This window comes from Tritonibacter sp. SIMBA_163, from assembly GCF_046535935.1.
GTDB classification, from domain to species: Bacteria; Pseudomonadota; Alphaproteobacteria; order Rhodobacterales; family Rhodobacteraceae; genus Epibacterium; species Epibacterium scottomollicae.
This window is the reverse complement of the sequence record NZ_JAWJBP010000482.1, coordinates 1-270: the sequence shown is the minus strand read 5'-3', so window position 1 is coordinate 270 and position 270 is coordinate 1. Positions and strand designations below refer to the sequence as shown.

General features: G+C 60.0%; 1 protein-coding gene. It reads right to left on the bottom strand.

The annotated features are described in order from the left end of the window. On the bottom strand, positions 1–270 hold a 270-nt coding region (locus tag R0J92_RS23215), incomplete at both ends, for a Gfo/Idh/MocA family protein (RefSeq protein ID WP_411053408.1).

Here is a 270-nt window from a genome sequence, read left to right as displayed (position 1 = left end):
CAGGATGGATGATGGCGCAGGATATAGCCGATGACGAGCTTGCGCCCGTTGGCCCGCGCGCAGTCGATCACACGGCGCGCATCTTCGACCGTCGTTGCAAGCGGCTTTTCCACGAACACATGCGCACCCTGCTCCATCGCGGCGACGGCATAATCCGCATGGCTTTCCGAATAGGTGGCGACGCAGGCGAGATCGGGCTTCAGTTCCTTCAATGCTTCCAGGAAGGAAGGATGAATTTCATAGTCCGCCAGCTCGTCCGGAACCGCAACC